The sequence below is a fragment of the Flavobacterium alkalisoli genome (assembly GCF_008000935.1).
GTDB lineage: Bacteria > Bacteroidota > Bacteroidia > Flavobacteriales > Flavobacteriaceae > Flavobacterium > Flavobacterium alkalisoli.
Genome location: NZ_CP042831.1, coordinates 2,322,346 through 2,345,162, shown reverse-complemented (window position 1 = coordinate 2,345,162; position 22,817 = coordinate 2,322,346). Strand labels below are relative to the sequence as shown.

General features: G+C 38.8%; 13 protein-coding genes. 4 read left to right on the top strand and 9 right to left on the bottom strand.

The features are described 5' to 3' along the window. Nucleotides 1-7: 7 nt before the first annotated feature. Genes FUA48_RS10390 through FUA48_RS10375 form a run of 4 tightly spaced genes read left to right on the top strand, consistent with a single transcriptional unit; the run spans nucleotide 8 to nucleotide 3,897 of the window. Nucleotides 8-1,372, top strand: coding sequence for an exonuclease domain-containing protein (locus FUA48_RS10390; RefSeq protein ID WP_147583465.1), 1,365 nt, complete (start codon nucleotides 8-10; stop codon nucleotides 1,370-1,372). A gap of 38 nt (nucleotides 1,373-1,410) precedes the next feature. After that, the gene (locus FUA48_RS10385) at nucleotides 1,411-2,256 is read left to right on the top strand and encodes an ion transporter (protein ID WP_240732445.1); all 846 of its coding nucleotides are present in this window, start codon (nucleotides 1,411-1,413) and stop codon (nucleotides 2,254-2,256) included. Then, entirely contained in the window at nucleotides 2,246-3,157 is a 912-nt protein-coding gene (miaA, locus tag FUA48_RS10380; protein WP_147583464.1) for a tRNA (adenosine(37)-N6)-dimethylallyltransferase MiaA, read from the top strand. Before FUA48_RS10385 ends, miaA begins: the two co-directional genes overlap by 11 nt. Beyond that, nucleotides 3,157-3,897 carry an acyl-[acyl-carrier-protein] thioesterase gene (locus FUA48_RS10375; protein ID WP_147583463.1) on the top strand — a complete coding sequence of 247 codons (741 nt, stop codon included), beginning with the start codon at nucleotides 3,157-3,159 and terminating at the stop codon, nucleotides 3,895-3,897. Before miaA ends, FUA48_RS10375 begins: the two co-directional genes overlap by 1 nt. Before the next feature lie 87 nt (nucleotides 3,898-3,984). Here FUA48_RS10375 and FUA48_RS10370 read toward each other — a convergent pair whose 3' ends face one another. The 9 genes from FUA48_RS10370 to recN form a co-directional block, all read right to left on the bottom strand. Next, nucleotides 3,985-4,704 (bottom strand): response regulator transcription factor, encoded by a 720-nt coding sequence (locus tag FUA48_RS10370; protein WP_129750162.1) that lies wholly within the window; start codon nucleotides 4,702-4,704, stop codon nucleotides 3,985-3,987. A 9-nt stretch (nucleotides 4,705-4,713) separates the two neighbouring features. Continuing rightward, nucleotides 4,714-6,288, bottom strand: coding sequence for a sensor histidine kinase (locus FUA48_RS10365; protein WP_147584983.1), 1,575 nt, complete (start codon nucleotides 6,286-6,288; stop codon nucleotides 4,714-4,716). A gap of 71 nt (nucleotides 6,289-6,359) precedes the next feature. After that, a complete protein-coding gene (gene coaE, locus FUA48_RS10360) occupies nucleotides 6,360-6,947 on the bottom strand; it encodes a dephospho-CoA kinase (RefSeq protein WP_147583462.1) in 588 nt (195 codons plus the stop codon). A 1-nt stretch (nucleotide 6,948) separates the two neighbouring features. Then, nucleotides 6,949-7,944: a glycosyltransferase gene (locus FUA48_RS10355; protein ID WP_147583461.1), complete on the bottom strand. Its 996-nt coding sequence runs from the start codon at nucleotides 7,942-7,944 to the stop codon at nucleotides 6,949-6,951. Nucleotides 7,945-8,059: 115 nt separating this feature from the next. After that, nucleotides 8,060-13,195 (bottom strand): Ig-like domain-containing protein, encoded by a 5,136-nt coding sequence (locus FUA48_RS10350; protein WP_168196971.1) that lies wholly within the window; start codon nucleotides 13,193-13,195, stop codon nucleotides 8,060-8,062. A 408-nt stretch (nucleotides 13,196-13,603) separates the two neighbouring features. Next, nucleotides 13,604-18,751, bottom strand: coding sequence for an Ig-like domain-containing protein (locus tag FUA48_RS10345; RefSeq protein WP_147583459.1), 5,148 nt, complete (start codon nucleotides 18,749-18,751; stop codon nucleotides 13,604-13,606). Between the two features lie 282 nt (nucleotides 18,752-19,033). Then, nucleotides 19,034-19,849 (bottom strand): enoyl-ACP reductase FabI, encoded by an 816-nt coding sequence (locus FUA48_RS10340; RefSeq protein WP_147583458.1) that lies wholly within the window; start codon nucleotides 19,847-19,849, stop codon nucleotides 19,034-19,036. Nucleotides 19,850-19,910: 61 nt separating this feature from the next. After that, complete coding sequence (gene fabV / locus FUA48_RS10335) at nucleotides 19,911-21,101, bottom strand: enoyl-ACP reductase FabV (protein ID WP_147583457.1); 1,191 nt, start codon at nucleotides 21,099-21,101, stop codon at nucleotides 19,911-19,913. A gap of 61 nt (nucleotides 21,102-21,162) precedes the next feature. Beyond that, nucleotides 21,163-22,815: a DNA repair protein RecN gene (recN, locus tag FUA48_RS10330; protein ID WP_147583456.1), complete on the bottom strand. Its 1,653-nt coding sequence runs from the start codon at nucleotides 22,813-22,815 to the stop codon at nucleotides 21,163-21,165. Nucleotides 22,816-22,817: the final 2 nt, after the last annotated feature.

Here is a 22,817-nt window from a genome sequence, read left to right as displayed (position 1 = left end):
AGGCTTTTTGTACGCAATACTTGACATAGAGACGACTGGTGGACAGTATAATGAAGAGGGAATAACCGAAATTGCCATTTATAAATATGACGGGCACGAGGTAACAGACCAGTTTATAAGCCTTATAAACCCCGAAAGACCCATTCAGCCATTTGTAATAAAACTTACCGGTATTAATAATGCCATGCTTCGCAGCGCCCCTAAGTTTTATGAAGTGGCAAAACGCATTATAGAAATTACCGAAGGCTGCATTGTGGTAGCACATAATGCCCAGTTTGATTACAGGGTACTGCGCACAGAGTTTAGCCGACTGGGATATAATTTTGAGCGTCAGTCGCTGTGTACGGTAGAGCTTTCACAAAAGCTTATGCCGGAACAGAAATCGCATAGCCTGGGTAAACTGGTACGTGCACTGGGAATACCTATGAGCGACAGGCACCGCGCTTCGGGAGATGCTATGGCAACCGTACAGCTTTTTAAACTGTTACTTGCTAAAGACTCCGGCAAAGAGATTGTAAAAAGCCTTATTAAAACCGACAGCAAAAAAGGAATTTCCCCTAAGCTGTTTGATCTGTTAGAAGGCATACCTTCTGTTACGGGGCTTTATTATATATACAAAGAAAACGGCGACCTTATCTACATAGGTAAGAGTACCAATATAAAAAAGAGACTTAACCAGCACTTTACGGCTACTACAGGTAAATCTAAACGCATACAGCGCGATGTATTTGCCGTTAAGTATGAGGAAACAGGCAGCGAACTTATCGCCCTGCTTAAGGAGTGCCAGGAAATAAAAGTAAACAAGCCGGTATATAATCGTGCTCAAAAGAAAACGGTTTTCCCATGGTCTGTTTACGTTGAAAAAAATAATGACGGCTACCTTTGCCTGACACTGCAAAAAACCGACGGCCGTAAAAAAGAGGTGGTTTCCTTTGCCAGCGTTACTGATGGTAAAAACGCGCTGCACAAAATTGTAGAGAAGTACAATCTTTGCAAAAAGATTAACGAGCTGGAATCGTCTACTAAAGAGAGTTGTTTCGGTTATGAGCTTAATACCTGTAACGGTGCATGTATAGGTAACGAACCTGCCGAAGAATACAACAAACGTGTACAGGAATTTGTAGACAATAACAGTTTCTACAACCAAAGCATGATTATTATAGATCGTGGCCGTACACTGGAAGAACGCAGTGCAGTACTTATAGAAAAAGGCGAGTACAAAGGCTACGCCTTCTTTAACCTTAACTATCAGATTACCAAAATAGACATCCTGAAAAACATTCTTGTACCTATGGAGAATAACAAGGATGCAAAGAATATTATTAAGAGCTACATCAGAAAAAAGAAAGCCTTAAAAATAGTACGTTTTTAGTAGATTTAGTATTTTTGAGAGTAATCTAATCCACTGCTTTGAAAAACGGCATTATTCCAGAAAAATCCAGGCAAAAGCTGCATGAAGTAATTTATGAGGCCGATACCCCCGCGGGTAAGTTTTTTGACCTTGCCTTACTGGTAGTTATCATCATAAGTATTGTTGCCGTTATGCTGGAAAGCGTAGCATCTATACGACTGGTTTACGGAAAAGAACTTGCCATTGCAGAGTGGGTAATAACTATACTTTTTAGTATAGAATACATTTCGCGTATTATAGCTGTAAAAAAACCCTTATCCTATATATTAAGCTTTTACGGTATAATAGACCTCCTTTCAACATTACCAAAATATGTAGACATACTTATACCTGGGCTATCATTAAGCTTCCTTCTATCTATAAGAGCATTACGATTACTTCGTGTTTTCAGGATACTAAAACTGGTACATTTTGTTGGTGCTTCAAACCAGCTACTCATAGCGCTAAAAAAGAGCAGGGCAAAAATTGCGGTATTTCTGTTTGCAGTAATCATATTATGTATAATTCTGGGTACAATAATGTATATGATTGAAGGTCCGGAGAGTGGCTTTACAAATATACCTGTCAGTATTTACTGGACGATAGTTACCCTTACTACTGTAGGCTTTGGAGACATTACACCAATTACACCTTTAGGGCAGTTTGTATCTGTTATAATTATGATAATGGGCTACGGAATTATAGCCGTACCTACCGGGCTTGTTACAGCTCAGTTTATGCAGGAACGCAACGATGTAAATAACACACAGCGATGCCCTAACTGTAATGCCGATCATCATAAAGACAATGCCAGTTATTGCTACAATTGTGGCTATCATTTACAAAAAAGAAGGAATGACCAATAATAAAAAATATATTATTACCGTAATAGGCCCTACCGCTATTGGCAAAACCGCTATGGCTATAGAGCTTGCCAAACATTTTAACTGCGAGATACTTTCGGCAGACAGTAGGCAGTTTTTCAAGGAAATGAATATTGGTACCGCTGTACCAAGTGAAGAAGAACTGGCTGCTGCACCCCATCATTTCATTCACAACATAAGCGTTTTTGAAGACTATACTGTAGGCGATTTTGAACGCGATGCCATAGAAAAGCTTGACGAGCTTTATAAAACCAACGATTTTGCAGTTTTGGTAGGCGGATCGGGATTATACATAGATGCCGTTTTAAAGGGCTTTGATGATTTTCCGGATATAGACCCCGCCATACGACAGGAGATTATAGACACCTACGAAAAGAGCGGAATAAGCTGGCTTCAACAGGAACTAGAAAAAAGAGACCCTGTGCATTATGCAAATGTAGCTAAGGAAAATCCGCAACGCATGATGCGTGCCCTTGAGGTATGTATTGCTTCGGGCAAACCCTACTCCTCTTTCCTTAACATCAAAAAGAACAGCAGGCGCTTTACCCCTATTATAATCGGGCTAGATGCCCAAAGGGAACTAATGTACAACCGCATCAATATGCGCGTGGATATAATGGTAAACAATGGCCTTATTGAAGAGGCTAAAGCATTGTACCCGCATAAAAAGTTAAATGCATTACAAACCGTAGGATATCGTGAATTATTCAGTTACTTTGATGGTGAGTTCACTAAAGACTTTGCCATAGAGGAAATAAAAAAGAACACACGCCGCTTTGCTAAAAGGCAGATGACCTGGTTTAAGCGTACCGATGGCACTAAATGGTTTGATTTTAAAACCTCTCCGCAGGAAATTATTAATTACATAGAAAACACATTATAATGCCAATATCTCCACAATTTACATCGGTTTTTTCTCAGGACTGGGAAGTAAACTTTTTACAGTGCCTGCCAAGCGGACATTTAAAGCATACCGAACTTTGTAACCTTATGCAGCTTACAGCCGGCGCACATGCCGAGTTGGGCGGAATGAGCTTTACCGATATGCAGCAACATGACCAGGCATGGGTATTAAGCCGTATGAGGGTTGAAGTGGATGAACTCCCTAAATGGCGGGATACTGTTACCATTAAAACATGGATTTTAGACTTACAGGGTTCCCGTTCTATAAGGGCATTGGAAATGTATATAGGCGACAAGAAAGTGGCAGGTGCCTTAACCTATTGGGCGGTGTTTAATACCAAACTGAGAAAATCGGAAGCACTGGCATTGCCACACGAACATTTTGAAAAGTATCCTGACAGGATGCCGACTAAAGAATCGTTTAAAAAAGTGGAGGTAACAAGAGAAAGTGAAATTGCTGCCGAAAGGACAGTACTGCTTTCTGACCTTGATATTGTATTTCATGCCAATAATGTAAAATACCTGGAATGGTGCCTTGATGCCGTTGATTTTAAGCCTTTGCTAAAGCAACAGCTTAAAAGCTTTGACATGAATTACCTTAGGGAATTAAAGATGGGTGATAAGATTACCCTTAAAAAAGGGCAACAGGAAAATCAAACCTATTTTACTGTAGAAAAAGAAGACAAGCCAAGTTTTGCGCTGGAGCTAAACTGGGTATAAAAATAAAAAGCTGCCTAAAAGTAAGTATGAGATCGATTTCATAAAAACCTTTCAGGCAGCCCGCTATAGTGGATTATAAAATATATATTATTTCTCCTCTACTTTATTTTTTACTACTAAACGGAAACCTTCTCCGTGTATATTAAGGATTTCAACATCCTCATCCGGTTTAAGGTATTTTCTAAGTTTAGCAATATACACGTCCATACTACGAGAGGTAAAGTAGTTATCATCTCTCCAAATCTTAGTAAGTGCAAGCTCTCTTGGCATTAAATCATTTTCATGAAGCGCAAGCATTTTTAAAAGCTCGTTTTCTTTTGGGGAAAGTTTTATTGGCTCTTCATTATCAAAAGTTAAGAAACGTAGCTTAGAGTTAAGGTGGAATCTACCAATCTGGAACTCAAACTTAGCATTATCCGTTTTAGTTTCAGAAGCTTTTCTCTGGATGATTGCCTTAATCTTCATAAGCAGTACTTCACTGTCAAAAGGTTTGTTAAGGTAATCGTCTGCTCCTACCTTATAACCTTTAAGCACATCTTCTTTCATAGATTTTGCCGTAAGGAAAATAATAGGCACTTCCTTATTTTTTTCCCTGATTTCTCTGGCTAGAGTATAACCATCTTTATAAGGCATCATCACATCAAGAATACAAAGATCAAAATTGTCCTTCTTAAATTTTTCAAAGCCTTCCATACCGTTTTTGGCAAGAGTAACCTCGAAGTCATTAATTGACAGGTAATCTTTTAAAACCGCTCCAAAGTTTGGATCGTCTTCTACTAAAAGAATTTTTTTGTGTGTTTCTTCCATATCTTTTTTTTAATTTATTAGTGGCATTTTAATTATAAACGTACTTCCTTTTCCTTTCTCGCTCTCTACATAAATGTTACAGTTGTGATCGTCTATAATCCTTTTTACATAGGCCAATCCAAGCCCGTGCCCTTTCACATTATGTAAGTCCCCTGTATGTTCCCTGAAAAACTTCTCAAAAATTCGTTTTTGAGTTGTTTTAGACATCCCCAAGCCTTTGTCGCTGATCTTAATCAGAATAAAATCTTTAACGTTCTCGGTATATACATCTATTTCAGGCTCACCTTCAGAGTATTTGATTGCATTGTCAAGTATGTTGACCAATACGTTAGTAAAATGCACATCGTTTAACAATGTCGTTGTCCTTGTTGCATGAAAGTGACGTGTTAAATGTCCTTCCCTTGCTTCAATAATTAAATGAACGTGCTCTATAGCGTCTTCAATAATATCGTGTATGTTGGCCTGGTCTTTTGTAATGTCCAGTTCCTTTCTATCCAGTTTAGATATCTGCAATACATTCTCTACCTGAGAGTGCATCCGTTTATTTTCCTCCCGTATCATTTGGAGGTACCGTTGTACTTTTTCGGTATCCCCAAGTATCTTAGGATTCTTAATAGCGTCCAGTGCAAGGTTTATGGTTGCAATAGGCGTTTTAAACTCATGCGTCATATTGTTTATGAAATCGGTTTTTATTTCCGAAATCTGCTTTTGTTTAATAAGCTGGTTTATGGCGCTTAAATATGCAATAATTATAATGAGCGTAAATATTACCGAAAGCATGGTTATGCCTAAAATCTTAGAGAGTATATACTGCTTCTTAGATGGGAAACTAACCATTAGCCTGTAAAAATTCTCTGACCTATCATCATCTTTATCTGGAAATAATGATGCGGTATAGCTAAGATTAGGGTCATAACTAAAATTTTTAGACCTCATTTTAGTCGCTAATCCCCTTTTATATATAGCATATTCAAAATCTATGTCAACCTTATTTTCCGAATCTACCATATTATCCCTAAAATCGGACCTTAGTGTCTTTAAAAAATACTCCTCAGATATCCTGCTTTCAATAGGCCTTTCTGTATTATAATAGTCAAAAAGGTACTTTATGTGCCTTTTTTCTCTTGCAGCATCTTCCCTTCTGGCATTCTCAACAGAAAGCTTATACTCATCAATAGTCATGCCATTTTGCTCAGAAATTTCTGTTAATGAACTATCTTTTTCATCCGGCTCATTTTTATCAAAGAACTCTAATTCTTCCTTGTAAGATTGCGACAAATAATCAGAGTAAACTATGTTTTGATGCTCCTTTAAATCGCCCTTATACATGTAGTTGGCAAAATCGGCTTTAGTAGGCCTGTGCCCTACACTGTCTTTTATATGGTAATATAGATTATTAAACCTTAGTTCTTCTTCAGTCCTTAATTTTTCGGCAACCCTGTTAAGTATTATCTGAACATTAAACTTAAACTGCTCATTGTTTATTTTTAATGATAAGTTAATCCAGTATAGCTGAACTAAAATGATACCTATAAGCGATAGGCTCATAAAGAACACCAATAACCGGAATCTTGTTTTATTCATCATTACAAAATTAACATTTTAACATTTAAACCTTTAATATATTAACCAAAGATTAACAAAGGCTGCAATTTTTACATTTTATTCAATTCTAAAAATATCTCTTTCGCCTTATTTTTCGCAGCTTCAAGATCTGTATTGTATATTATATAATCACTTAATTCTTCTTTCTTTTTTTCATCCCATTGGTTTGACATGCGTTCCAAAACCTGCTCTTTTGTCACTTTATCCCGCTCCATAACACGCTTAATCCTCAGGTCTTTTGGGGCAGTTACCAGTATTACCTTGTTGCAGTTTTTATAGCTGCCACTTTCAAACAATATGGCTGCCTCTTTTATCACAAAATTTTGCGATTTATGCAATTTTACCCAGTTTGTAAAATGATCTCTTACTTTAGGATGTATTATTTCGTTTAGCTGTTTTAGTTTATCAGGGTCATTAAACACCACTTTAGCTAGTTTAGCCCTGTCAGGTATTTGTTCCGTAAACACTTCTTCACCAAAAACTTTCCTTACCTCATTTACTGCCTCCGGCAGATACAATATTTTTTTGGCCTCTTCATCGGCTATATAAACAGGGACACCCAACGACTCAAAATAGTTTGCCATGGTGCTTTTACCGCTGCCTATACCTCCCGTTAAACCAATAATTTTTGTACCCATATTATTTGAAAAATAATTTAGGAAAAGCTACTTCCGGTTTTTGTTTAAGGATTTGCACTTTTAGTAATGATTCCGCATAGCCGGAACCATAACCATAAAACTGTATAAACGCAGCCACAACAGACAGAAAGCCTATTTTAAGGCTTTTATTTTGTATGGCTGAGAGTACAAACAGTAAACAGAAGTACAAAATATAAACATCTATAAAGAAATGCACATTAATTAACAGTACTATAAGAGAAACTATAAATCCGAACATAAAAAGTGACGGAAAAAGAAACACCGGCTTTTTATATTGAGGATGCCACAAGTTCAGGATAGGCCTTGCCTTACCAAACTTATTTACCTGTATATAAAACTTCTCCCAGTCTATTCTGCGCTTATGAAAAACAAAGCTGTCCTTAAACAGTTTTGTTGTGTAACCCAGCTTCCATAACCTGATGGAAAGATCAGGATCTTCACCCGGATGGATATTACCAAATCCTCCCGAAGCCTCAAAAGCCTGTTTGGAAATCCCCATATTAAAGCTCCTTGGCTGGAATTTTTCTATTTTCTCTGATTTGCCCCTTACCCCTCCTGTAGTTAAAAATGAGGTCATGGTAAAGTTTATTGCTTTTTGTACATCACTAAAAGATTCGTGCGCCGCATCGGGTCCGCCAAAACAATCGGTGTAATCTTTCTCAAGATTATCAGCAATGCTTTGCATGTAGTGTGGCGGTAAAATACAATCGGAATCTAAAATGATAAAATAGTCTCCCTTAGCTATCCTCATTCCGTAGTTACGGGAATCGCCGGGACCGCTGTTCTCCTTAAAGTAATAAGAAATCATTAACCTGTTCTCATAGCTGCTCACCACATCTTTACAGGTAACAGAAGAGCCGTCTTCAACAATTACTATTTCAAACTGCTGTTTATATGTTTGTTTTGTAAGGCTTTCCAGTAATTCCTGTATTTCATCGGGCCTGTTGTAAACAGGTATAACAAGAGAGAAAAACATCTAGCTATTTTTTTTTTAACAAAGTTACTCTTAAAAAAACAAAAAGCCACCAAAAAAATGGTGGCTTTTACTTTTTTTTAAAACAAGTGTTTAAATACTCGTTTTTATAACATGATTATTGCTTTTTAACTACCCTTATTGTTTTAGTCGCTGTTTCTGTAGCAACAATTACAATATAAGTACCTTCTGAAAGATTAGCCATGTTTACAGTACCTTCAAGGGCATTGATTTGCTGAGATATAACCGGCTGACCAAGCATGTTGTATACCGTAGCCGAAGTTATAGCTGAAGAGTAAGAAACAGTAAGCACATCTTTTACAGGGTTTGGCCAGTAAGCAAAGTTAGCTGAATCGAAATCTTTAGTATCAAGTACTACAGAAACCGTTACTGCAAATGGCTCACTAGGACAACCATCTATAGTTTGCACTGCATAGTAAGTAGCTTCATTTTCAATCACATAATCATCACCAAGAGGGTTTTCGTTGTTAAGAGCGTCCTCTTCTGTAAGGTACCATGTAATAACACCACCTTCTACACCGGTTACTTCAATAAGGCTTATATCAGCAGTTTGACCTGCATAAACACCTATTTCCTGAACCGATTCACCTTCTGGTGCCGGAGTAATATTAACAGTAACCTCAACAGCTACCCTTGCACTTTCACAACCGTCTATCATTTGAGAAACAAAATATGTTCCTGTTTCAATAGCGGTTTCTTCTGTAAGAACCTCATCAGCAGTTTCATCTGCATACCATTGAATATCGTTACCATCAGCAGTTAAGTCGGCCACGATAGAAGCACCACAAAATATTTGTTCTGCATCTGCAACAGGAACTTCTGTTATATTCACATTAACCGTAACATCGGCAGTAACCGAACATCCGGCAGCATTAGTAGCTGTTGCTGTATAAGCAAACTCACCTGCTTCGTTAGACATGAAGTAAACCATATCAACATCGTCACCTTCTGTATAGGCAACTATACCTTCCGCATCTGTATAAAGGTTTGTAGCCGGTACCCATGTTACAGCATTAACCACACTGTAGTTAAAGCTTATGTTTGGCCTGCTTGTAGATGAGTTTGAAGTACCATAAGAAGTAACTGCATCAAAACTTGCCACACCAGCAGGCGTAACACCATCTTTCGCGCCATAGTATACACTTGCAAATCCGGTTGTGGTAGTATTTGTTCTTGTACCACTACCGTTACCATTATTACCCTGGTTGTGTACTACCTCTACAATAAGGTTACCACCTGTCCAGGTATAAGATGTTGAAAAGTTAAAGTCAACATATCCTGTAGTACCACTTACCGGAGTAAAGTTTTGGTTATATACAGTTTGTAAAGCAGCTGAAGTTACAAAACCACCTTCCATATTGGTATTAGTAGTACTACCCATTCTGATAGTTAAATCGTTGCATGCATTAGCTGCCGAAGCATTAAAATCAAAAGCTAAAGAGCTAATTTGTGCACCTATAACCAGCCCCTGAGCTAAAAGCTCCTGTTCTGTATATAATATTTGTGTTTTAACACCTCCGTAGTATGCACTAAGCGGATTAGGATAACTTGTAGTTGACGGAGCAGTTGTACCGTTACCTATTACCACTTCACCAGATACATTAGCTCCCTGAGCTGTAAGCAGCTGTAATGTGTTACCACAAACTTCAATTGGTTCTTCGGCAATTGTTATTTCACCCGGAAGAAGGTTTACAGTTACTGTAATTGTAGCTGTTTCTATACATCCTGAAACCTCATCGGTAGCTGTTACCGTATAAATTGTAGTCTCTGTAGGAGATACTGTTTGTAAAGCTCCCTCAAGGTCGCCCGGTGTCCAAACATAAGTATAATCTGCATTATCGCTAGTTACAGAAAGATCTGTACTACCACCTATACATATTACCTCTTCTGTTGCTGCAGGAGTAATATCCGGAGCATCTGTTACCACAACCTCAACTTCTTCACGGCTTGAGAAACAAAGTCCGTTACCGTTAAAGATAAACTGTGGTCTTACTGAATAGGTCACTACAGTACCACCCTCTGTAGCAGCACATGCGTCTGCACCAGAAGTACTTTCACTAAAGTGATGTTTAATAGTAGATACATAAGCTGTTGCGTCACTTTTCACAGTCCTGCTCATTGTTGCAGAAGACGAACTGTTACCATGACAAAACTCTACTACTATATTAGAAGTACCGTCCCAGTTAAACGGAGTTTCAAAATTAAATGTATTAACTCCTTCTGCCGGAAGGTATGACACATTACTGTATACAATGCTAAACGCATCGTTTGCCACAAAAGCTTCCATATTAGCAGCTGAAGAAGTACCTATCTTAATTGTAAGGTCTTTCATAGGCAGTGTTCCTGCAGATGTAACATCAAGAGCAATTGAATTAATATCACCCGCAGATAATCCTGCTGCTGTAAGTTCGGCAGCTGTAATTAAATGCTGTGTGTGGTTGTTACTCCAAGCAGAGTATAGCGGGTTGCTGTACGTATTTGTGGTAGCTGCACCCTGACCAACTTTTACAAGAGCTCCAACACTTGTTTGAGCACTACTTACATAGAAGCTTGTAGTTTCTGTAATATAAGGAATTTCAAAAGTATCACCTTCTCCTACCGGTAAAGCAGCATCAGCACTTTCAAACCAGTACACAGTACCTGTAGTACTTGAAGCCTCAAGCTCTGTAGTACCCTCTCCGCAAACCTCACCCGGTTCTGTAACCGTTAAGTCAGACGGAGTACAAGCTGTCATAAACGATACCGGACCAACCCACTCGCTTTGAGCGTCTTCACTACAATTAGATCTTACCCATACGTAGTTTCTTGTACCCGATGTTAAATCGGTCACTTCAGCAGTTAACACACCTGCTTCAACACTTCCTGTAGCTTCGGTAGCCGGAGTAGGAACTGTACCATCCTCATTTACATAATACTCATATCCGTTTGCCGGAGCTGTAGCCGGAGCCGTCCATGATACCTGAACTGAATTTTGAGCTACATCAGAGTAAACTAAATCAATAGGTAATGCACAATCAGGCTGAACATCTACCACAAAATTGTCAATATAGAATCTGCTATCCGGAGTATCATCCTCACTATGAGCATAGAAACCTATTTTAATTATACCTGTATAGCCTTCAAGTGAAATAATATCTGATACTCCACCTGACGGAATATTGTCTCCGCCATATGTTTTTATAACATTAGTCACATCCCAGGTATTACCTGCATCTGTAGAAACAACAATTTTTACAAACTTATCTTCCATGTCTGCAATTGGAGTACTGCCAGACCAAGGAATTACCAAAGCATCTACACTTAACTGATAAGTTACAGATCCATCCCCTAAATCAATAGCCGGAGACACAAACCAATCGTCTAACCCATCATATAAATTAATGTAAGCAGCTTTGCCGTTAGCATTTCCTGAGTCATTGTTAAAGTTACCACTTTGCCAGCTGCTACCTTCATTTTGTAATACAACTGCTGTACCTAAAACACCTGTTTGCTCTTTCCAGCAATCACCAGGTATGCTTCCTGTATAATCCGTAAAATCCTGAGTTACTACCGGAGTAACAGCATCACACTCAGTTCTGAAAGAACCACCGCTTACCCACTCGCTGTAAGTACCACTACAGTTGCTTCTTACCCAGTAATAGTATACTGTATCAGCATCCAGAGTAGTTAACGAAAGGGTTATCTCTTCTGTATTACCTGTTGGTATTGTTTCTTCTGTAGGAGCAGTATTTTCTGTACTATAGTAATAGTCATAACCACCTGTTGGAGCAGTCTCTAAAGCTGTCCAAGATAAAGTAACTCCCTCATAAGTAACTAAATGACTGGCTTCTTCCGGAGCAAAGCAAGTAACCTCAGTTACACTTATATTATCAACTGCCGCTGCAGGCGACGAACCTACACCGTCGTCATTTATCCATTCAAATACCAGTCTTACAGTCTCACCTGCATAATCTGCAGCATCAATTACATATTGCTCGGTTAAGAAAGCATCACCACTAAGGCTAAGCTCTTCCACAACCAGTAAACCATCTGTATCTTCTATCTCCTGTCCGGCAACAGGGACATAAGTAGCAGGAACTACCCATACAGAAAGATAATCGTACCCGTCTTCTCCTGTACCTTTCCAGTCAAAAGAAACCATTGCCTGAACAATATCTTCAGGAAGTGTTATATCTCTGTAAGCATGTACAACAGATGTTGAACCGTTGTTATAATCATTGGTAGTACCATTATCATTTGATATATATAATGAGCTTGTACCTCCGTTGTTTACAGCAGTACCAATAAACCATTTGTTTACCTGAGAACCGTTTGCAATATTCCAGTTTGGTGAAGTTTCAAAATCTTCACTAAATGGCATTGTTGCAGGAACCTGGAAAGTTGTAAAAGTAAGAACAGTACTCCAGTCTGAAGTTTCATCTCCACAATCAGATCTTACCCATACATAATATTGTGTTGTTGGGTCCAGTGTTAAAGTTGCACTTGTTTCATCTGTATTATCAGTAGGATCAGTTGCCGCTGTAGGCGCTGTACTACTTTCAGAAACATAATAGTCGTAACCATCAGCAGGTGCTGTAGTAAGAGCGTTCCAAGAAATAACTGCCGAACTGTTTGTGATGCCTGAAACCGATAGTCCCGAAACAGGGAAACATGATGGCGGCGGAGACATTGTAAACTGTATCTGCGGTTTAAAGTTGTTTGCTATATCTGTAGCAACACCACATCTTGAAGATACGTCTGATCTGGCAAACCTACTGCTGTTATCTGCAGTACCATAAGTATATACAGTACCAAAACTCGATGTATATGGTACAGAACCATAACAAACATCAACTAAAATGTTGCTCGTTCCATCCCATAAAAAAGGCGTTGAAAGATCTATCATATCAAATCCTAACGCCGGAGTGTAGTCTCCACTATAAACTTCAGTCAATGAAGCTGTATTATTTGAAGCTGAATCTGTAGCATCTGTCAATGCAAACCTGATTTTGTAATTTGGAAGCGTACCTGCATTAGGTAATGTTGCCAAATTCCACCCCATTTCAGTAATTAGACCTTCAGCACCACCTGCAGATGTAATCTCTGCAGCTGTGTAAACTACCTGATAACGCATGTACTCATAATACCCGTTTACAGGACCTAAACCAGAACCGGTTGTAGAACTGACTGAAGTAGTCGTACCGGAACCGATTGTAACTGTTTGTGCATTAACCACCGTAAAGGAAAGACACATAACAAAAAAGAGTAAAAATCGGGCAACCCGATTTTCGGTCAAATTCCCGAGGTAAGGCCGGAAATTAACCCTAAAAGTAATTCTGTTCATGAAATTATATTGATTTTAATTAATTAGTTTGCTAAAAATATAAAAATACAACTCAGATATGTGTTAATTTTAACATTTACATATTATTTTTAAAATAAAACAGCCATTTGTTATATTTTAATGTAAATATTGTACTACAATTGATATTTATTTAAAAAATCAATTACACGACAATAATAAAATGTTATATTTTTTAAAGCTTTGTTAAATTAAAATCAATATGTTATTAAAATAAAATAAAAAAACCGTCATAAAAAATGACGGCTTTTGAATATTTGAAACTAAACAGCCTTTTTGGCTGTTTAGCCATAATATGGATTATTGTTTTTTGACAACTCTTATAGTTTTAGTTGCAGTTTCTGTAGCAACAATTACTATATAAGTACCATCTGAAAGGTTAGCCATGTTAACTGTACCTTCAAGAGCATTGATTTGCTGAGAAATAACCGGCTGACCAAGCATATTGTATACTGTAGCCGAAGTTATAGCTGAAGAGTAAGAAACATTAAGTACATCTTTTACAGGGTTTGGCCAGTAAGCAAAGTTAGCTGACTCAAAATCTCTGGCATCAAGAGTAATTGAAACCTCTACTCCAAACGGAGCACTGCTACAGCTACCTATGTATTGTACTGCATAGTAAGTATTACCAGAAACAAGTACCGCACCTGCAGCTAGCTGGTTAGTTCCGTTCATAGCATCTTCCATAGTAGCATACCACATTACAGTAGCACCTTCTGCAACAGTTATTTCAATATCCTCAATAACTGCATCTACTCCTGCGTCAACACCAATTTCCTGCATAGACTCACCTTCAATTTCAGGTACTGTAGTTACAGTTACCATAACAGCAGCTCTTACAGCACTTTCACAACCTTCATACATCATAGAAGCATAGTAGGTTAAACCATCTTCAAGAGCTGTTTCTGCTGCAAGAGGCTCACCTCCCATTTCGTCTGCATACCACATAACCTCATCATCAGCCATTAAATCTGCCACAGTAGCACTTCCACAGAAAGCTTGTTCTGCTTCTGCCATTGGTGTATCAACAACATTTACAAATACAGCTACAGGAGCTCTCATTAAACTCTCACATCCGTCTACTGTTTGAGAAGCAAAGTAAAGAGCAATACCCGGCTCAAGTTCAGTAGCAGGATCTAGTGGCTCACCACCTGCAAAATCAGTATACCATTGTATATCTGTACCGGTTGCCATTAAGTCGGCTACAGTACCAGAGTTACAAATAACCTGTACATATTCTTCCATTACAGGAGCAGGAGTTGTATTTACTACAGCTGCTACCATAACTCTTGCCACGCTCTCACATCCGTTTAGTGTTTGTGAAGCATAATATGTTGTACCATCGTTAAGCATTACAGTATCGGCAAGAGGAGCACCTCCTGTAGATGAATAATACCATTTAACCATTTCGCCATCTGCAACAAGATCTGCTACAGTAGCACCGGCACAAAATGTTTGTGTTGCATCAGCTGTTGGAGCCGGAGTAACAACAATAGTAAGATCTGTACTTGCAGAAACTGAACAACCAAATTCGCTTGTTACAGTAGCTGTGTAGCTTGCATCGGCAGTAGCATAGTAATATACTGTTCCTGCAGGTTGCCCCATATAAGGCATAGTAGCAGCAGCATCTGTATAAAGACCTCCTTGTGGAGACCAAACGTAATCTACAGGGTTTGTAGCTCCGGTAATGTTTACGTTATAATCTTCATACTCCCCATAACCATCAAAGAAACAAGAATCTGCCACACCTGATAGTACATTGTAGCTACAGAATACTCTCATTCTTGTAACACCGTTGTAAGCAGATGCAGGAATTGTAACCGTACCTGTAAATACTACTGATGAGTTACCTCCTGTTACTGAGTTATAAACACTCTCGTCTGCACTAAACACACCATCCTGGTTGTAGTCAATCCAAACTCTAAAGTATTCAGTCCAGGTAGCATTACCAGCCTGTAATGATATAGTATAGCTTTGTCCGCCACTTACGTTAGCAGTAAGGGCACTATAATAAGTATAGTCACTAGCTGCATCACCAGAAGCATTGTTTACAATGTTTGCAAAAGTAAAGTTGTTAAGGTAATCACCAGAAGCACCATCTTCTGCTACTGTAGGAGAACAGTATGGCTGCGTAATAATTGTGCTGCCTCCTGAAGCCATAAGGGCAACAACAGAGTTTTGACACACATCTGCAGAAGCAGGTGTTACTGTTACAGCAGACGGAAGCGGGTTAACTACAACTGTTACTTCCTGTACTGCAACACATCCCGTACCAGGATCTGTAGCTGTTACCATATAAGTTGTTGTTTCAACCGGAGATACAGTTTGTATAGCACCTGAAAGGTTACCCGGCATCCATACATATTCGTAATCAAGGTTATCACTAGTAACAGAAAGGTCTGTACTTCCACCTTCACATATTGCTTCCATAGAAGCTACAGCAGCAATTGCAGGAGCTTCTGTTACAGTTGCAGTTACCGCAACCCTTGGGCTTGCACAAATAACTGTACCGTTTAAAATCATTTTAGCCCTGTTACTAACAGTTAATGTATTACCAGAACCATTAACACCGCCGGTTACAGCCGCACAAATATCAGCTGCACTCTGGTTATCAGCATAAGTATAAGTTGTAGATACAAAGCCTACGTTATCATATTGTACTGTTGATGACGAACCACCAAAGTTCACGTTACTGTAACATACCTGAACAACGATGTTACTTGAACCATCCCACATAAACGGAGCAGTAAAAGTATAAGTATTAACACCTACAGTTAATGGCTGAGCCGCATTACTGTATACAGGAGTTAATCCGTCAATATGTGTAGTAGTAGCTGCATTTTGAGAAGTTGCACCCATACTAACAGCAAAGTTATTGAAGGTAGCAGTACCCAATGATGTAATTGTAAAGGCAACAGAGTTAATAGGACCTGCATATAAACCAGCTGCATTAAGCTCTGAAGCTTTTAAAATATATTGTGTTTTAACACCACCCCAACCATGATAGTAAGGTGAGTTACCACCACTTGAGCTTGTACTGCCTCCGTTACCAATAGTTACGTTTGTATCTGGAGTTGGTACACCAGAGCTAACATAAAAATCAGTAGTTTCAGTAATTAAAGGAGTAGTAAACATAGCACCTTCTCCAAGGAAATTACCTCCTGTTTGAGCATCATACCATCCAAGGATACCACCTTCTTCGGTAGTAGCATTAAGTTCTGCCTCACCTTGTCCGCAAACTGAACCACCATCTGTAGTTAAGATATCCGGATAGTCACAAAGTGTAGTAAATGTTTGAGCTAAAGCCCAGTCACTATATACATCTGTACATTGTGTTCTTACATATACATAATATGTAGTAGAAGGAAGTAAACCTGTAACATCTAAAGAAGTTTCTGTAGTAGAATCACCTGATGCCGGAGCGGTATCAGAAGTTATAACCGCATACTCATAACCTGTAGGAACACCTACAGTTGGCGCTGTCCATGAAACAGTTACACCGTCTTTAAGTATGTTTGAAGGAGCTGCCACTACAGGCACATCGCATGCAGGAAGCTCTTCTATAAGAATATCAGCAATGTGGAAATCATAATCAGGAGACTGGTCAAGAGGACCGTCTGTTGCCTGGAAACCTATCTGGATGGTTTGGCCTGTATAAGCCCCTAACATTAAAGTATAGTCAGTTAACACATTTGATAATGTAGTTGTGTTAGCTGCTTCAAAAGTATAAAGAGGAGTCCATGTTGCACCACAGTCAACAGAAACCATAACTTTTACTTTATCATCTGTACCCTGCATACCTGACGGATCAGCAGATGAACTTGCAAAATCACTTATCGCTGCTTTAAACTTAAGTCTTGAATTAGCTGCAAGAGTAATTTTAGGACTTATTATCCAGGCATTTGCATTACCTAAATATAGGTTAAACTTAGCTGTAGGAACACCTAAAGCATTACTGTTGGTCCAACCAGAAGTAACCCCTGAAGGATTAGCCGATGTAGGCTCTACGTTTGTTGTACTTGAAATAGTAGCCTCAAACCATCCCGGGAATACAATACCTAAGTTATCGCCGGTAAAACCAGTAAAGTTGTTTGATAATGGTAATGCACCTGCACTTGCAGGAACAGTAATTGTAAGCGCATTTGTTCCTGCTGTTACATTTATATATGTATCATAAGGACCGCTTCCGCATCTGTTATACTCATAAACTTTTACAAAATAAGAAGTACCACAAGTTAATCCGCCTACTGTAACAGATGAACCTGTACCATCATATACTATTTGCTGACCACCTGCATAAGTAGAAGAGGCTGTGTAAGCCGCTATACCCACTCCATCAAGAGGATCTACAATAGCAACATCACTAACCACTACCATTCTGCGGCCACCGTTTCCGTTAGTCCAGCTTAAAGCAGCTGCCGTATTACCAATATTACCCAAAATTAAAGCTGTAGCCTGAGTATCTGGAGCCATAACCGGGTTAATTGTTACTGCTTCAGAATAATCCATTGCAGCACCGTTAGCACAAGTTACCTTTAAACGGTACTGAATACTTGCACCTGCATAAGCTGCCGGAGTATATGAAGCTGTTGTTGCTCCTGTACCTCCTACAGCATCTGTCCAGTCTGTACCGGCATTAATAGATTGCTGCCATTGATATGAAATACCAGACACAGCTAACGGACTCGCTCCAGTAACTGTGATAACAGAAGGTGTAGCACCTGAACAAGCACTACGCACTAAACCTCCTGATACAGCACCTCCTTCAGGAGTACCGCTACATGGAGGCTGAACCTGCATGAAGAAACGAACTCTTGGTTTTGACGAAGAGCTACTATTTGAAGTAGCATTTCCGCACAAATCTGATCCATCCGCCTGACGGCTACGGAAATTGTTAGCTACACCTGTATAGTTCCAACATTGTCCATGTACTCCGCCTCCCTGATATGGCGCAGTATTAAAGCAAATATCAACTAAGATATTATCAGTACCATTCCAGTTAAAAGGAGTATCAAAAGTAATGTCGTTAAAACCTGCCACAGGAATATAACTAAAAGCAGTTTTAACTGTAGTTAATGGCTCTACATAATCAGCTGTAGGAATATCAGCCGTAGTGATGTGAGTCATTTTAATAGTGTAGTTTGGTAGTCCACCAGGGCTCCAGTAAACGGCTGAAACGTCCCAGGCAAGTTTTTCAATGTTACCTGCCGCGGCACCTCCCGCCAATAGCTCTGAAGCTGAGTAGACAATCTGAATTCTTCGGCTATTATAATAACCGCTTACAGGGCTTTGTCCGGTATTACCGCTTTGGGAACCCTGCGTCCCAAGGGTTACATAACCCTGTGCAAAAGCATCATTGCCCAATGTTAAAAAAAGGATGCTAAAAATAAGGTAATGCAATACCTTCATCCCCCCTTTAACAAAGGAAGTTTGTGTAGTTTTTTCCATAAAAACATCAATTTTAATTAATAGTTAATAAAATTATAAATTTTAACCTTAAAATTTAGAGTATTTCACAATAGGTGATATTTTTAAAGAAAAAAGACGTTTTGTTATATTTTGTTATATTTTATTCATTTCAGAGTACTTATTTCGAATTATTTATATTTTAAATAATGTTTTTATGTTAATTCTTTAACATCATTACTTAATATAATTCTTAAGATTTGCTTAAAATAAAATAAAAAAGCTCCATAAGGAGCCTTTATTATAAAATATATGTTAAAAATATTAATCTTCAGGATATAACTTTTCCATCATCGATGCGCTTACACCTGTAGAAGAATACCCTCCATCATGAAAAAGATTTTGCATGGTTACCATACGGGTTAAATCTGAAAACAATGTAATACAGTAATCTGCACATGATTCTGCATCGGCATTGCCCAGAGGCGCTATATTGTCGGCATAGTCATAAAAGTCTCCAAATCCTTTAATTCCGGCACCTGCCGTAGTTTTTGTAGGCGATTGCGACACCGTATTTACACGCACTTTTTTAGCAACACCGTAGTGGTATCCAAAGCTCCTGGCAATAGACTCCAGCATGGCTTTTATATCAGCCATATCGGTATAAAAAGGATAAGTACGCTGAGCCGCCATATAGGTTAAGGCTACCACACTTCCCCCTTCGCTTATAGCATCCATCTTTTTAGCGACACTTAGCATTTTATGAAATGAAAGCGCCGAAACATCTATACCTTTCATAAAGTAATCGTAGTTAGACTCCACATAAGGTATCTTTTTACGGATGTTTACACTCATACCTATAGAGTGAAGTACAAAGTCTATCTTACCGCCCAGTATCTCCTGAGCCTGAGTATATAAATTTTCTAAATCCTCTGTATTGGTAGCATCTGCCGGGATTATCTGAGAACCTGTCTTTTCTGCAAGTGCATTAATTTCTCCCATTCTCATGGCTATAGGAGCATTGGTCAATACAAATGTTGCACCCTGCTCATGCGCTTTTTCAGCCACTTTCCATGCTATGGAATTCTGATCCAGTGCTCCGGTAATAATACCTCTCTTACCTTTAAGTAAATTATTCATATTTCAAATATTTTGGTTAAAATAAAAAGTCCCGCCTTAGCGGGACCTTCATTTATATATCTTATTGTAAACTCTTTACAGGAACAACCTCGTTTACGTCTGCTTTATAATCTACTCCTTCGTAGTCAAAACCAAACAGGTTGTAAAAATCTTTTCTGTATCCTTGAAGGTCACCTAGCTGCTCAAGGTTTTCAGTCGTTGCCTGTTCCCAAAGTTCAGCTACCTTTTGCTGAATATCGTCTCTCATTTCCCAGTCGTCAATTCTTATACGGCCTTTTTCATCAACCGGAATATCTCCTCCTGTATAAAGACGGTCTGCATAAAGACGCTGCATTTGCTCAATAGTACCTTCGTGTAAACCAGCTTCTTTCATTGTTTTGTATAATAATGAAATATAAAGAGGAATTACAGGAATAGCAGAACTTGCCTGAGTTACCAATGCTTTGTTTACAGACACATAAGCCTTAACGTTAAGATCTTTAAGTTTATCTGTAATTTCAAAAGCAGTAGCCTCTAAATGGTCTTTAGCACGGCCAATAGTACCTTTTCTGTAAACCGGCTCAGTAAGGGCAGGCCCAATATATGAATAAGCAACTGTAAGGGCACCGTCTGCAAGAACATCTGCCGCTTTAAGTGCATCCATCCACATAGCCCAGTCTTCACCACCCATTACGGCAACCGTGTTTTCAATATCCTCATCTTTACAAGGTTCTATTGAAATTTCAGTAACCTTACCTGTATGAAAGTCAACTGTTTTATTACTGAATGTACCTCCAATAGGCTTTAGTACACTACGGTGAGTAACACCTGTTTCAGGATGTGTACGCACCGGAGAAGCAAGACTGTAAATTACAAGATCTACCTTACCAAGGTCTTTTTTAATAAGGCTAATAGTCTGTTCTTTTATTTCTTTAGAGAATGCGTCTCCGTTTATACTTTTTGCATAAAGTCCGGCTTTATTAGCTTCGCTTTCAAAAGCTGCCGAATTATACCAGCCCGGTGAACCCGGTTTGCCTTCACTTGGTTCTTTTTCAAAAAACACACCTATAGTAGCTGCATCGCTACCAAAGGCACTGGTAATTCTTGATGAAAGTCCGAATCCTGTAGAAGCACCTATAACAAGTACCTTTTTAGCACCGTTAATAGCTCCTTTAGACTTTACATATTCAATTTGATTCTTTACATTTTGCTCAGCTCCCGTTGGGTGGGCAGTTAAGCAAATAAATCCTCTCATTCTTGGTTCTATAATCATACCTCGAAGTAATTTATATCAATACAAATAATTAATTCTTTTACAAATATAGGCTGTTTTTTCAGTTAAGCAACGCCCTTGCATGGTTAAGAGCAGAATCGGTAATATCTTTACCCGAAAGCATTTCTGCAATCTCTCTAACCCTCTCATCCTCAGTAAGCAATTTAAGTTCAGAAACTGTTGTATCAGCCTGTGTGGTTTTAAATACTTTATAATGCTGCACACCTTTACCTGCAATTTGCGGTAAGTGCGTTATGGCAAACACCTGCATTTCGCTGCTCATTACCTTCATAATGTCGCCCATCTTATTGGCAATCTCTCCCGAAACCCCGGTATCAATCTCATCAAATATAATGGTAGGAAGCTGAGAATAATTAGCCAATACTGCTTTTACTGCCAGCATAATCCTGGACATTTCACCTCCTGAGGCTACCTTTTTAAGCAACCCAAAGTCTGTCCCTTTATTAGCCGAGAACAGCAGATTTATTTCATCCTTACCGTTTGGTGTATAGTTTTCCTTATGTGTAATATCAAACTGAAAACGTGCATTAGGCATACCCAGCTGCGTAAGTATAGCAGTAACCTTATCGGTTAATACAGGTATTGCTTTTTGCCTGTTTTCAAAAATAGTTAAAGCAGTTGCATCGGCCTCTGCTTTTGCTTTTTCAAGTTGCGCTTCCAGTTTCTCTATGGTACTGTCAAGCTCATCTGCCATTACAACCTTACCATCCAGCTCTTCCCTTATAGCAATAAGCTCTTCTACAGTAGCGACCTGGTGTTTTTTTTGCAGCATGTAAATCAGCTGTAGTTTTTGATTTACCAGTTCCAGCTGCTGCGGATCGTCTGCAAGTTTTTCAGCATCCTGCCCTACTTCATTGTTTATATCATCAAACTCTATAAGCAGACTGGAAATCCTTTCATAAAACTCGTTATACTGTGCACTTATACCGCTTATTTTTTGAAGCGAAGCCTTAATCTCTTTAAGGTTTTGCAACACTCCCATCTGCTCTTCGTTTGCTATAGAAACTACCTTTGCAAGCGATTCTTTAATAAACTCTACATTACTAAGCTTTTCAAGCTCCGCTTCAAGTTCTGCCTGTTCCCCTTCCTTTAGGTTTGCAGCTATAAGCTCCTCAAGCAAAAATGTATTATAATCCTGCTCTTTAGACAATGACTCCTTTTGCTCTTTGGCCTTCTTTAAACCGGATTGTACCGACTTAACAACCGAAAGCTCTCCTTTATACTTAGTAATAAGCGCAGTATTATCTGCAATGGCATCCAGAATCTGCATCTGGTACTGCTCATCAGATAATTCGCGGGTTTGCTGTTGTGAGTGTATATCTATAAGGAAATCGCCCAGTTCCTGAAGCTCCTGAAGATTTACAGGACTGTCGTTTATAAACGCACGTGATTTACCACTGGGAAGTATTTCCCTTCTTATTATTGTAATATCCTCATAATCGAGGTCATTCTCGGCAAAAAACTCTTTAAGGTTATAGCCGTTTATTTTAAAATGTGCCTCAATAACACATTTCTGCTCCTTATCCTTAAGCGATGTCAAATCGGCACGCTTACCTAATACAAGCCCAAGGGCACCTAATAATATAGACTTACCCGCACCTGTCTCACCTGTAATAATAGACAGTTTATCGGAAAACTCGATATCAAGATGCTCTATAAGAGCGAAGTTTTTAATTGATAATGATTGTAGCATAT

Excerpts from the sequence above, each read along its gene's own strand:
- fabV (WP_147583457.1), bottom strand. The coding sequence starts at position 21,101 with ATGATTATAGAACCAAGAATGAGAGGATTTATTTGCTTAACTGCCCAC.
- FUA48_RS10365 (WP_147584983.1), bottom strand. The coding sequence starts at position 6,288 with ATGAATAAAACAAGATTCCGGTTATTGGTGTTCTTTATGAGCCTATCG.
- miaA (WP_147583464.1), top strand. The coding sequence starts at position 2,246 with ATGACCAATAATAAAAAATATATTATTACCGTAATAGGCCCTACCGCT.
- FUA48_RS10355 (WP_147583461.1), bottom strand. The coding sequence starts at position 7,944 with ATGTTTTTCTCTCTTGTTATACCTGTTTACAACAGGCCCGATGAAATA.
- recN (WP_147583456.1), bottom strand. The coding sequence starts at position 22,815 with ATGCTACAATCATTATCAATTAAAAACTTCGCTCTTATAGAGCATCTT.
- FUA48_RS10370 (WP_129750162.1), bottom strand. The coding sequence starts at position 4,704 with ATGGAAGAAACACACAAAAAAATTCTTTTAGTAGAAGACGATCCAAAC.
- FUA48_RS10345 (WP_147583459.1), bottom strand. The coding sequence starts at position 18,751 with ATGGAAAAAACTACACAAACTTCCTTTGTTAAAGGGGGGATGAAGGTA.
- FUA48_RS10375 (WP_147583463.1), top strand. The coding sequence starts at position 3,157 with ATGCCAATATCTCCACAATTTACATCGGTTTTTTCTCAGGACTGGGAA.
- FUA48_RS10340 (WP_147583458.1), bottom strand. The coding sequence starts at position 19,849 with ATGAATAATTTACTTAAAGGTAAGAGAGGTATTATTACCGGAGCACTG.
- FUA48_RS10350 (WP_168196971.1), bottom strand. The coding sequence starts at position 13,195 with ATGTGTCTTTCCTTTACGGTGGTTAATGCACAAACAGTTACAATCGGT.
- coaE (WP_147583462.1), bottom strand. The coding sequence starts at position 6,947 with ATGGGTACAAAAATTATTGGTTTAACGGGAGGTATAGGCAGCGGTAAA.